Origin of the sequence: Nitrosomonas nitrosa (assembly GCF_003051105.1) — a bacterium.
GTDB classification, from domain to species: Bacteria; Pseudomonadota; Gammaproteobacteria; order Burkholderiales; family Nitrosomonadaceae; genus Nitrosomonas; species Nitrosomonas nitrosa.
Genome location: NZ_QAOO01000004.1, coordinates 1 through 12,288, shown reverse-complemented (window position 1 = coordinate 12,288; position 12,288 = coordinate 1). Strand labels below are relative to the sequence as shown.

9 protein-coding genes, 1 pseudogene and 1 CRISPR repeat array are annotated in these 12,288 nt (G+C 51.1%); all 10 genes and pseudogenes read left to right on the top strand.

Going from position 1 to position 12,288, the window contains the following annotated elements; all coding sequences use genetic code 11:
• The first annotated feature begins 16 nt into the window (after positions 1-16).
• The 10 genes and pseudogenes from C8R30_RS02630 (at position 17) to C8R30_RS16625 (ending at position 12,037) form a co-directional block, all read left to right on the top strand.
• The gene (locus tag C8R30_RS02630; protein WP_090668265.1) at positions 17-433 is read left to right on the top strand and encodes a TA system antitoxin ParD family protein; all 417 of its coding nucleotides are present in this window, start codon (positions 17-19) and stop codon (positions 431-433) included.
• On the top strand, positions 430-1,014 hold the full coding sequence (locus tag C8R30_RS02625) for an ATPase (protein ID WP_090668262.1): 585 nt from the start codon (positions 430-432) through the stop codon (positions 1,012-1,014). Before C8R30_RS02630 ends, C8R30_RS02625 begins: the two co-directional genes overlap by 4 nt.
• A 138-nt stretch (positions 1,015-1,152) precedes the next feature.
• Positions 1,153-8,687: a CRISPR direct-repeat array (repeat unit 28 nt; unit sequence GTTCGCTGCCGCACAGGCAGCTTAGAAA).
• Positions 8,688-8,702: 15 nt separating this feature from the next.
• Positions 8,703-9,512: pseudogene (locus C8R30_RS02620) on the top strand (phage portal protein family protein); the annotation flags it as partial.
• Positions 9,513-9,698: 186 nt separating this feature from the next.
• A complete protein-coding gene (locus C8R30_RS02615) occupies positions 9,699-10,589 on the top strand; it encodes a phage head morphogenesis protein (protein ID WP_107789485.1) in 891 nt (296 codons plus the stop codon).
• Between the two features lie 18 nt (positions 10,590-10,607).
• Complete coding sequence (locus C8R30_RS02610; protein ID WP_107789484.1) at positions 10,608-10,907, top strand: hypothetical protein; 300 nt, start codon at positions 10,608-10,610, stop codon at positions 10,905-10,907.
• 91 nt (positions 10,908-10,998) lie between these two features.
• Complete coding sequence (locus tag C8R30_RS02605; RefSeq protein WP_107789483.1) at positions 10,999-11,250, top strand: hypothetical protein; 252 nt, start codon at positions 10,999-11,001, stop codon at positions 11,248-11,250.
• On the top strand, positions 11,225-11,539 hold the full coding sequence (locus C8R30_RS02600) for a phage virion morphogenesis family protein (protein WP_107789482.1): 315 nt from the start codon (positions 11,225-11,227) through the stop codon (positions 11,537-11,539). Before C8R30_RS02605 ends, C8R30_RS02600 begins: the two co-directional genes overlap by 26 nt.
• Positions 11,540-11,586: 47 nt before the next feature.
• Positions 11,587-11,793 (top strand): 2-oxoisovalerate dehydrogenase, encoded by a 207-nt coding sequence (locus tag C8R30_RS02595; protein ID WP_090669741.1) that lies wholly within the window; start codon positions 11,587-11,589, stop codon positions 11,791-11,793.
• Positions 11,790-11,918, top strand: coding sequence for a hypothetical protein (locus C8R30_RS16360; protein WP_258191920.1), 129 nt, complete (start codon positions 11,790-11,792; stop codon positions 11,916-11,918). Before C8R30_RS02595 ends, C8R30_RS16360 begins: the two co-directional genes overlap by 4 nt.
• Positions 11,879-12,037: a hypothetical protein gene (locus C8R30_RS16625; protein ID WP_420812383.1), complete on the top strand. Its 159-nt coding sequence runs from the start codon at positions 11,879-11,881 to the stop codon at positions 12,035-12,037. Before C8R30_RS16360 ends, C8R30_RS16625 begins: the two co-directional genes overlap by 40 nt.
• Positions 12,038-12,288 lie beyond the last annotated feature (251 nt).

Genomic DNA, 12,288 nt, shown 5'->3' with positions numbered 1-12,288 from the left:
TTAAATGAGGTGCACATTGGCAAAATCGACATCCCCTATTCGGTTGCAAGAAGAATTGATGAAGGCGGCAGAGCTGACGGCTGACCGTTTTCATCGCAGCACCGCCGAACAGATAGAGTTTTGGGCGGAGCTTGGGCGTTCTGTAGCTGATACACTGGATCCTGATGTGATGTTATCCGTCAAGTCGGGGCTTTCAAGAATAAAAGTGGAACCCGTCTATGGCATTCCGGTCGATCCGGATGAAGTTTTTAGAACACTTGAGAGCGACCGGAAAAACGGAACGTTGTCCGGGCGCGTTACATCCGCAGCGATCCGTTATCAGGCTTCATCAAAACATCCGGGGTATCTGGAGCGTATCGATCAGCAGGGCAACATCGCAACCGGCCGTTTTCAGAACGGCCAGTTTATACCCTTGACTGAAAGCGCTGCTTGAGAAAGGAAAAACAACTCTGGCTGCTTGCAGGTGGCAACGGTGCCGGAAAAACCACGTTTTACCGGCTTCAGCTTGAACCGCTCGGCATGCCTTTTGTCAATGCGGATGTGCTGGCGAAGCAGTTGCATCCTGATCAACCCGAACAACACAGCTATGAAGCCGCCAGGCTTGCCGAAGCCATTCGTTTGCGGCTTTTACAGGAAGGACGCACATTCTGTTTTGAAACCGTTTTTTCGCATCCTTCTAAAATCGATTTTGTCGCCAATGCAAAAGCGCTGGGTTACGAAATTGTGCTGGTCTTTATTCACCTTGAACAGACACAACTCAATCTCGCGCGTATAGCGCAGCGGATGAGCGAAGGCGGCCACGCTGTGCCGGATGAAAAAGTTAAGGCGCGAATCCCCAGAGTATTGCAATTGATAAAACAGGTTTTACCATTATGTGATCAAGCATCGATCTTGGATAACTCTCGTGCGGATAATCCGTTTCAGCAAATAGCGGTAATACGCAATGGGTGCCTTGAATTAAAACAAGCAACTGTTCCAGAGTGGTGCCAGGAACTGCTATCGGATTATTTGTAAGTTTTATACCCATTTTTTTTCGCTCTTTAACAATACATACAAAATCAGTTACTTATTGATGCTGGAAAAATATTGGGATTTTTGCTTGGTTTCATATTAAACGATTGCTGCTTATAGTTCTTTGGATGCTATACTTCAGTTCGCTGCCGCACAGGCAGCTTAGAAAAGTTGTTTCGACTCTTGTCGATTGGGAGAAGGGTTCGCTGCCGCACAGGCAGCTTAGAAAAAAAACGTGATTAACAAAATAGTGCCGCCTCCGTTCGCTGCCGCACAGGCAGCTTAGAAATGGATTAGATTTTCGTTACCCTGGCCATCCACGTTCGCTGCCGCACAGGCAGCTTAGAAATACCGTTCGCCATGGATGCGCAGGAGATCACCGTTCGCTGCCGCACAGGCAGCTTAGAAATTGGTGGAATCTCGTTTAAAGAATCGAGTGTTGTTCGCTGCCGCACAGGCAGCTTAGAAAACGATCAGCCAGGGCATGACACGTGCGTTAAAGTTCGCTGCCGCACAGGCAGCTTAGAAATATCAAGAAAACAAAGGAAAGCTACACCCGCTGTTCGCTGCCGCACAGGCAGCTTAGAAATATGAGAGATAAATTCCTTCATCCTGATTACCGTTCGCTGCCGCACAGGCAGCTTAGAAATTCTGGCAACAAATTGCAGACCCTTTCTCTCAGTTCGCTGCCGCACAGGCAGCTTAGAAATCCAGACCAATCATATTCAGCGGTGAGATGGTAAGTTCGCTGCCGCACAGGCAGCTTAGAAAAGAAAATTACCGATTTCAATCAGTAGCAAAACGTTCGCTGCCGCACAGGCAGCTTAGAAAATCGCGCCAGGCGTTTCAGCATACCGCTTGCTGTTCGCTGCCGCACAGGCAGCTTAGAAACCTGAATTCCTCAAGGCATGCCGCCCATCGTTGTTCGCTGCCGCACAGGCAGCTTAGAAAAGCCTAGCTCGCTCGCTCTTTTCTGCGAATAAGTTCGCTGCCGCACAGGCAGCTTAGAAACATGGATGATAGGAAATGAAGGGAAGAACGTTGTTCGCTGCCGCACAGGCAGCTTAGAAATGATAAGAACAAGGCGCTCGAGAATCTAGCTAGTTCGCTGCCGCACAGGCAGCTTAGAAACTAGGAATGCTGAATAGGCAAGAAGCTCTATATGTTCGCTGCCGCACAGGCAGCTTAGAAATCTGGAGGGATTACGAGCCTTTCTGCGCTTCGGTTCGCTGCCGCACAGGCAGCTTAGAAAACTCGCAAAACGGGTCGTTGTGGGCCTTGGTCGTTCGCTGCCGCACAGGCAGCTTAGAAAGTCTGCGGTTACAGTTGGACAGTCAGCAGCAAGTTCGCTGCCGCACAGGCAGCTTAGAAATATGTAGTAAAACAAACGTATCACCTAATTCCGTTCGCTGCCGCACAGGCAGCTTAGAAATTAATCACCCAAGCGCCGCACTTGATACACAAGTTCGCTGCCGCACAGGCAGCTTAGAAAATGAGGTTGAATCAAATGTTACCGGATGCTCTAGTTCGCTGCCGCACAGGCAGCTTAGAAAATTCATACCGGACGAAGAACGCGAGCGGGATCGTTCGCTGCCGCACAGGCAGCTTAGAAAAGAAACCTGTAGAAAAGCGGTCGAGGCCGGATGTTCGCTGCCGCACAGGCAGCTTAGAAAAACGGATCAACGCCCGAGCCTGTGATTCGCTAGTTCGCTGCCGCACAGGCAGCTTAGAAACATGACATGAGTCCAGTCACAATTATCATATTGTTCGCTGCCGCACAGGCAGCTTAGAAATAGTAACACTGTAACGATGTTCATTCGACTTTGTTCGCTGCCGCACAGGCAGCTTAGAAAATACGGCAAAAACGGTTTTACCTCCGCCTGGGGTTCGCTGCCGCACAGGCAGCTTAGAAATAAGAATGATTAAAACCGGTAGAAGGGGCCTTGTTCGCTGCCGCACAGGCAGCTTAGAAACAGTGCTTCGGCTTTACCGAAATTCGTTTTAAGTTCGCTGCCGCACAGGCAGCTTAGAAATAAGAAGTTTAGCCTCACAGGCAACTCTTTACGTTCGCTGCCGCACAGGCAGCTTAGAAAATATGCTCAAAGCTTACATTAAACATATCGAAGTTCGCTGCCGCACAGGCAGCTTAGAAAAGTAGATATTCATGAGTTGAGAGAACATCTAGGTTCGCTGCCGCACAGGCAGCTTAGAAATCCCCCCCATTTCTTTGATGAGGGCATTAAGTGTTCGCTGCCGCACAGGCAGCTTAGAAAAAAGCATTGGAAGAATTGATTGATGAATTGGTGTTCGCTGCCGCACAGGCAGCTTAGAAATCAAGTTCTTGCTGTGCTAGCCATTGCTCGTAGTTCGCTGCCGCACAGGCAGCTTAGAAAGATGCCGTGCTTCGAGAACGAGCCTCCCTAGAGTTCGCTGCCGCACAGGCAGCTTAGAAATCTAGTTGAACATCGCCGACCCCATCAAAGCTGTTCGCTGCCGCACAGGCAGCTTAGAAAAAAAGATGCATATGGCCTTTACAGATCTGCAAGTTCGCTGCCGCACAGGCAGCTTAGAAAAGAATAATAATGCTACGATTACGATTTTAAAAGTTCGCTGCCGCACAGGCAGCTTAGAAAATAGTTCCAACGTCTGTTACTGCGGTATCAATGTTCGCTGCCGCACAGGCAGCTTAGAAAAATATCCAAAGCTGGCTCAATTCTGAGGGTCAGTTCGCTGCCGCACAGGCAGCTTAGAAATGCATGCCCACAAAGAAGAAGAGTTCTGGTTAGTTCGCTGCCGCACAGGCAGCTTAGAAATGCGAGACAACGCATTGTCGTGCTGGCTGGGCGTTCGCTGCCGCACAGGCAGCTTAGAAAACCGTTAGTTTATGTTTAGCCCATTTTTCTTCGTTCGCTGCCGCACAGGCAGCTTAGAAATAAGATGGATATAGTGTACAAACTAATTGATGGTTCGCTGCCGCACAGGCAGCTTAGAAAAGAAGAACTGGAAACACTTGATCATGATGTAAGTTCGCTGCCGCACAGGCAGCTTAGAAAATCAGGGTTAGCATTGCGCGGGAGATCATGAGGTTCGCTGCCGCACAGGCAGCTTAGAAACCTTACGCCACGCCAGCATAGCTTTATTGGTTGTTCGCTGCCGCACAGGCAGCTTAGAAAAACCGATACATCAAACGCCTACGCAGATGAGCGTTCGCTGCCGCACAGGCAGCTTAGAAATTAGAAAGCGCGAAAGGTAAATTGGGGTTGATGTTCGCTGCCGCACAGGCAGCTTAGAAACAGGCCAAATGACCACAGTACAGCACCGCTAGGTTCGCTGCCGCACAGGCAGCTTAGAAACCCTGTCGGGTTTTCCGCGCTGGCTTGTGATAGTTCGCTGCCGCACAGGCAGCTTAGAAAATCAAGAAAGGTTATAAACTCCCTACACAAGCGTTCGCTGCCGCACAGGCAGCTTAGAAAACAACTAGAATGCACATGACTATTCTCTTTTAGTTCGCTGCCGCACAGGCAGCTTAGAAATCTGTAGGCGCAATCATGGAACAAGCGATCGAGTTCGCTGCCGCACAGGCAGCTTAGAAATGGGCGAAATCTTCGCAAAACCCGAAGCCGGAGTTCGCTGCCGCACAGGCAGCTTAGAAATTAGGGGCGTTTCTATGTCTCCTTCACAGAATGTTCGCTGCCGCACAGGCAGCTTAGAAAACATGACTAGAACCTCCCCTGCGTCATACCTTGTTCGCTGCCGCACAGGCAGCTTAGAAAACCCGATCATCGGTATCGACGGATAAATATCGGTTCGCTGCCGCACAGGCAGCTTAGAAAAATGACCACGGCCACGGCGATCAACCAGGGGCGTTCGCTGCCGCACAGGCAGCTTAGAAAGCTACTGGGTCAGTCGATTCGTCTATCGCGCAGTTCGCTGCCGCACAGGCAGCTTAGAAACACCCAAGGGCCGCTCGGTTTTTCAGCGCTAGGTTCGCTGCCGCACAGGCAGCTTAGAAAAGCAGCGGATACCCGTTATTAACCGTGACGTCGTTCGCTGCCGCACAGGCAGCTTAGAAAAGTCCGGCGCCAGCGCGCCCGTTTATGTGCCAGTTCGCTGCCGCACAGGCAGCTTAGAAACAGCACCGCCGTAGCGAACAAGCCACGTTTTAGTTCGCTGCCGCACAGGCAGCTTAGAAATCGCAAAACGGCGCTTTTTCATTCAACACCGCGTTCGCTGCCGCACAGGCAGCTTAGAAAAGCACGTCGTAAATCCCGCCCGCTGGCCTATCGTTCGCTGCCGCACAGGCAGCTTAGAAAGGCGTCATACGGCGCATCTATCTGTACGGTCGGTTCGCTGCCGCACAGGCAGCTTAGAAATCACTCAGAACGGCTCGTCCGTTTTACCTATCGTTCGCTGCCGCACAGGCAGCTTAGAAAATTTTTTAACCCTCGAAGTTAAAAACCCCGCCGTTCGCTGCCGCACAGGCAGCTTAGAAAGAAGCGGGGTTATCGATGTATGAATGCGCGTTGTTCGCTGCCGCACAGGCAGCTTAGAAATCTGGTATCTGTTGCAGCTGTTCCAGCGGCTGGTTCGCTGCCGCACAGGCAGCTTAGAAATGCACCTGGTGCGGCGGTAATTAGTAGGATACGTTCGCTGCCGCACAGGCAGCTTAGAAAAGATGGGGGAACAGCAATTACTTGCACATCCAGTTCGCTGCCGCACAGGCAGCTTAGAAAATTTGGGCATCTTGCCGAACTTGGCAACATAAGTTCGCTGCCGCACAGGCAGCTTAGAAAATCTTGCTGAATCGCGCTCAATTGCACAGGACGTTCGCTGCCGCACAGGCAGCTTAGAAAATTTGGGCATCTTGCCGAACTTGGCAACATAAGTTCGCTGCCGCACAGGCAGCTTAGAAATCAATTTATTATTATTTTCCGCCTGACCCTGGGTTCGCTGCCGCACAGGCAGCTTAGAAATTCGACAAATCCCATTTGGGCATCTTGCCGAAGTTCGCTGCCGCACAGGCAGCTTAGAAAACTAGAACGGGGTTTTCAGGGTCAGGGCACGTGTTCGCTGCCGCACAGGCAGCTTAGAAAAGTTATGAGAGTTAGCATTATTGTCCACCTCCGTTCGCTGCCGCACAGGCAGCTTAGAAAATATCGCGCCCATTGTTTTACCGCTGCCTGTTGTTCGCTGCCGCACAGGCAGCTTAGAAAACAGCCAAAACAGTCGGATCGTTACGCTCTAAGTTCGCTGCCGCACAGGCAGCTTAGAAAAAGTGACTTGGTACTTCCCTGCCCATGAACTTGTTCGCTGCCGCACAGGCAGCTTAGAAAATAGCCCCTCAATCTCATCGCGTGAGCTTCCGGTTCGCTGCCGCACAGGCAGCTTAGAAATGTGGTGCCCACCGCAATTGGTACTAGCGATAGTTCGCTGCCGCACAGGCAGCTTAGAAACATAATAAAAACGTGTATTTCTGCAAATTCAGGGTTCGCTGCCGCACAGGCAGCTTAGAAAATAGAATAATCGCTACAATACCAATCACTGCGGTTCGCTGCCGCACAGGCAGCTTAGAAAAAAAAGTGCAAGCAATTCGAGCACAGCCGCACGTTCGCTGCCGCACAGGCAGCTTAGAAAATAAATCCCCCATCACTATAAAGGTTTTCATCGTTCGCTGCCGCACAGGCAGCTTAGAAAGCCAGGCAGACACGTTTTAGTATTGTTAATTTGTTCGCTGCCGCACAGGCAGCTTAGAAAAACTTTTTCAACGGCAGAAACGGCAGAATCTAGTTCGCTGCCGCACAGGCAGCTTAGAAAACTCGTCAATCTCTTCGTAATAGTTCTGTACTGTTCGCTGCCGCACAGGCAGCTTAGAAATGCAAATCCCCCTACTCATTCCTGCAAAGCTAGTTCGCTGCCGCACAGGCAGCTTAGAAAGAGGTGCGGGTAACAAGCTCGCTGCAATGGTTGTTCGCTGCCGCACAGGCAGCTTAGAAACAGGGGGTAGTCAATAATGCTAACTCTAATTAGTTCGCTGCCGCACAGGCAGCTTAGAAATGCTGTCTCATTCGCTGCTGTACCTGCTGACGGTTCGCTGCCGCACAGGCAGCTTAGAAATATTAGACCTCCTTCGGGATTTGTAACATTTAGTTCGCTGCCGCACAGGCAGCTTAGAAACTGAAGAATGGCAGCAGGCATTGGCAGAACATGTTCGCTGCCGCACAGGCAGCTTAGAAATGTTACGGCATTACGACCGACTACACCTGAAGGTTCGCTGCCGCACAGGCAGCTTAGAAAAGATAAACCGTTCCTGATAGAGTCCCTATCGAGTTCGCTGCCGCACAGGCAGCTTAGAAAGATAACAGAATCTGCCGGAACGGACACTTTCAGTTCGCTGCCGCACAGGCAGCTTAGAAATCCCGAAAATCCAGATGACTGCCCGCCAGGTAGTTCGCTGCCGCACAGGCAGCTTAGAAAATTTACCCCGATTTCAGGCGTGGGCGATGCTAGTTCGCTGCCGCACAGGCAGCTTAGAAAGCCGCCAGCCCATTCCCGCACCCCGACAACTAGTTCGCTGCCGCACAGGCAGCTTAGAAAGGAAAATCCTCGATGCGCTGGTTATATTGATCGGTTCGCTGCCGCACAGGCAGCTTAGAAAACCTTAAATCCGTCTATTTCTCCCGTTTTTTCGTTCGCTGCCGCACAGGCAGCTTAGAAAAGTAGATATTCATGAGTTGAGAGAACATCTCAGTTCGCTGCCGCACAGGCAGCTTAGAAATATAACCTTATTTGACTTAGGGAAATCTGAACGTTCGCTGCCGCACAGGCAGCTTAGAAAAGTTATCAGCCCGTATTGATTCGCTTTCAAATGTTCGCTGCCGCACAGGCAGCTTAGAAAGATGTAATGATTGGGCAATCCGCCGCTATCAAGTTCGCTGCCGCACAGGCAGCTTAGAAACAGTACCAAATAAAGCGAAAATTTAACCATTTTGTTCGCTGCCGCACAGGCAGCTTAGAAATACCAGCACCCAAGCCAACAGCGGCAGAACGCGTTCGCTGCCGCACAGGCAGCTTAGAAAATAAAGGAAGTGAAGCGCCTGATCGAATATCTGTTCGCTGCCGCACAGGCAGCTTAGAAAAGCATTTACGGGCTTTAGCGGTGCCATTGTCAGTTCGCTGCCGCACAGGCAGCTTAGAAATATTTGATAGGGCCCAGTAAAGTTAAATGTAGGTTCGCTGCCGCACAGGCAGCTTAGAAATGTGTGCATAGCTATAATGATCGATTTACTAGGTTCGCTGCCGCACAGGCAGCTTAGAAAACCGTCTAATGTAACTACAGCGTGCCATTGTTGTTCGCTGCCGCACAGGCAGCTTAGAAACTTCCTGCGTTTTATCCTGTATATACCCCTTTGTTCGCTGCCGCATAGGCAGCTTAGAAAAGCACAGAAAACGGCAACGGCCGTTGAATAAGGTTCGCTGCCGCACAGGCAGCTTAGAAATATACGGCGTCGACTGGGGGCAAATTTAATAAGTTCGCTGCCGCACAGGCAGCTTAGAAATATGGTTATTACCAGCGGTTACCGCCATCCGAGTTCGCTGCCGCACAGGCAGCTTAGAAATTACCGGTTGTTTCTGATCGTGCTGATTGGGAGTTCGCTGCCGCACAGGCAGCTTAGAAAAAGGCAGAGCAAGAAAAACTGCTCGCCGCATTACGCGCCATGCAGCGCGATTCCGCCACAGTCATCCCGCAAGGCATGGAAGTGGCGCTGGTGGAAGCGCTGCGCAGCTCGGCTGCCGATCATAAAACGTTTGTCGAGAACATGAACGAAGGCATTTTATTGGTTTGCCTGGGGCAAAGCGGCACGGTCAAAGGTACGCTAGGGAAACTGGGTGGAGAAGCTGAACGGGAAAACGTCAAGGACGCCATCCTCAAGGCTGACTCGGATCTGTTATCCGAGAGACTGAACCGCACCCTCGTGAAGTGGCTGGTGGAATGGAATTTCCCGGGCGCTGTACCGCCCCGGGTTTACCGGGTATTCGACGATGAAGACCTGGATGCGCATGTGGCACGCGACAAGACGATCTCGGAGATGGGCTACAAACCCACCTTGAAATACATCACCGACAAATACGGTGGGGAGTGGGAAGAACGCCAGCAGGCCGAACCCCCCGCCGAAAATCTCACGCAATCCGGGCCGGGGGCACCCTCACCCCAACCCTCTCCCAACAACGGGAGAGGGAGTTTTGCGGAAGGCGAGAGCGAAGACCCCACCCCCATCGATCCCATGACCGAGCAAATGATTGATGAAACCGCCCCTGAATGGATGGGCATGATGGATCGGGTAAAGAACATGGTCGACCAGGCAGAAAGCCTAGAGCAGCTCAGGGATAACCTGCTTGCCAGTTATGGCGATCTGGAGATCGGGCAATTGACCGAGATCATGGCCATGGGATTTGCTGCGGCGGAGCTGGCCGGGCGCTTCGATGTGAATGAAGGGTCGTAAAAAAACAAGATCGATTGAGAGGCGCTACAATCGATTATTTTTGCTCGGGACATATAAAGGTATTGCTGAAAAAAAATAATCAAAATTGAACCGGTATTGAACCCCACTTTTGGGGGTGTTTGAATTGAGGATGAAGGGCGGATTTTTAAAAAATGGTGAGAAAAGCGAAAATCAAGGGTGTTTTGCATGGCTGCCGCCACTGATCCGTCCATTCGCGGGGTATTCCGTCAGCCGTTCAAAGAGCAGGTCGATTTCTTTCGCAAGAAGCTCAACCTGCCGACCGAACGTTATGACGATATCAGGAAGAGCGCGCACGACCGCGCCTACATCGTGGCGGGCGCCGCCAAGGCCGATTTGCTCGACGATCTGCGTGATGCGACAGACAAAGCCATCGCTCGCGGCGAATCAATCGGCAAATTCCGCGAACGGTTTCGCGATATCGTCAGGCGCCACGGCTGGCACGGCTGGACCGGGGAAGGCAGCAAGAAGGGTGAAGCCTGGCGCACGCGCGTGATCTACCAGACCAACCTTTCCACCAGCTATGCCGCTGGCCGCATGCAGCAGCTCAATGACCCTGATCTGGCCTCCCGCCGTCCTTACTGGAAATACATCCACAACGACACCGTCTCGCACCCAAGGCCCTTGCATGTGAGCTGGTCAGGTCTGGTGCTGCACAAAGATGATCCCTGGTGGCAGACACATTTCCCGCCCAACGGTTGGGGCTGCCGTTGCCGCGTGACGGCAGTGCGGCCTTCAGAATACAAGGGCGACAAAGCGCCGGATGACGGCACCACCACCAAGAAAGACAGCCAAGGCACTCTGCACACTGTACCCAAAGGCATCGATCTCGGATTCGATTATGCGCCAGGTGCAAAAACAGATACCTCGTTACGTACCCTGGTGCAAAACAAACTGGTCAGATACCCCCAGGCTATCAGCAAGGCGTTAACCAGGGATATCAACCGCTACATCAATGCGACGGAGGATGTCGCTGGATTTGCGGCTAGAGTAATGGCAGATAAACAGGTTAAAGAAAACCTGTGGCTGGGTTTTGTTGAGAATGCGGAACAAATGTAGCCAATCATTAGTGAAGATTTGACGGGTTACCTGGTGTTGTTACCGTCTGATGGCGTTAGGCATGTAGAAAAAAGCCGGGCTTTCGATGGTGGGAAGCAACGGCCAATACAAGCCGAGGATTTTACCGGGTTAATGGATGATCTTTTGTATTACGAGAAAATTGCTGAAAGCAGAACAACAAATCCAGGTAATAAAACATTCGTCGTGACCCGTATGGTAAACGGAGAACAGCGCAGGATTGTTTTTGAGATTATGGGAAAAAAGATAAAAGCAATTTCGCTTTTGTCGATGGTGATCAAGAATGCCAACAAGAGATAGGCAGGCGGCGCTATCAATGCTGCCGGTTATCCGGCCCCCTGAGCGACACGTCCGAAACGTTTCCGCCTCTGAAACTAGAATATAACATAAAATGGCAATGCAAACCCGCGAAAAATGGTTGCTTGAACTGCAAGGCGCAGAAGTCGACACGGACTGCAAGCTATTATTAGAGCTGGCAAGCTGGTTCGATCGTGGCGGACGTTTCCTGCAAGGCGATATCATGCGCCGTGTGGCAGACCGGCACGCCAGGCTGTTCGACGACTATTGGAAAAGCTGCCTAGGTGAAGAAGTCAAACGTGAATTGATAGTGTTGAATCATGAAAATAGTCATCGAGATCGATAGCAAAAACGTGCTGGATGCATTGAACCGGCTGCAGCAGGCTGCCGCTCGCCCCCGTCCGGCGTTATTGGAAATCGGCGAGGAATTGGTGGAATCGACCAAAGAGCGTTTCAGTGCGCAAACGGCTCCGGACGGCAGCCGCTGGGCGCCCAATTCTCCCGTCACCATCGTGCGTAGTTCGCTGCCGCACAGGCAGCTTAGAAGATTGCTTACCGTTGAGAATTTTTCTCTGCTGGTTATCCAAGGTCTCATCAAGGTGGGTTACGATGTTCTTTCAATTAAATGCCCATGAAATGACTGCTAACCATAGGAAAGGATAGGTAAAAGGGGTGAATTACTATGAATGAAATCTTATTCTTAGTTGAAGAAGTACCGGAAGGCGATTATATCGCCCGCGCATTGGGTGAATCGATTTTTACCGAGGTGGATGATCTTGCCAACTTGCATCAGCAAGTGCGCGATGCCGTACATTGTCATTTTGATGAAGGAAAAGCACCGGAGATGATTCTCCTGCATTTTGTGCGTGAGGGAGTGATTCAGGCATGAAACTGCCGCGCAATATATCCGGTGTGCGGTTGATTAAAGCATTGGGTCGGCTTGGGTATGAATTACCCGGCAAACCGGTAGTCATGTGCGGCTGGAATGCCATTTGCCGAAAAAGCATCATTTGACGATACCTTTGCATGATCCATTGCGTATTGGCACGCTGGTATCCATTTTGACCGACGTGGCAAAGCATCATTCCTTATCAAAAGAGGATGTGATTTTCAAATTATTCGGGAATGACTAATGGATGCAGCAGAAGTTGATGACCCTATCATGCTCTCCGCTTTACAGCATTACAGTTATTGTCCGCGCCAGCGTGCGCTGATTCATGTGGAGTAGGCTTTTGACGAGAATGTGCATACCATGCGCGGCAACGCAGTGCATCAACATGTCGATGAACGTGTGCCACGAAGGCGCACAGGGGGTGAAATTCCCTCGTGCAGCTATGCTGCACAAGAGATGAGGGTAGGTCCCTCGGAGTCGCCGTACAGGCGG

Excerpts from the sequence above, each read along its gene's own strand:
- C8R30_RS02605 (WP_107789483.1), top strand. The coding sequence starts at position 10,999 with ATGGCAATGCAAACCCGCGAAAAATGGTTGCTTGAACTGCAAGGCGCA.
- C8R30_RS16360 (WP_258191920.1), top strand. The coding sequence starts at position 11,790 with ATGAAACTGCCGCGCAATATATCCGGTGTGCGGTTGATTAAAGCATTG.
- C8R30_RS02595 (WP_090669741.1), top strand. The coding sequence starts at position 11,587 with ATGAATGAAATCTTATTCTTAGTTGAAGAAGTACCGGAAGGCGATTAT.
- C8R30_RS02600 (WP_107789482.1), top strand. The coding sequence starts at position 11,225 with ATGAAAATAGTCATCGAGATCGATAGCAAAAACGTGCTGGATGCATTG.
- C8R30_RS02615 (WP_107789485.1), top strand. The coding sequence starts at position 9,699 with ATGGCTGCCGCCACTGATCCGTCCATTCGCGGGGTATTCCGTCAGCCG.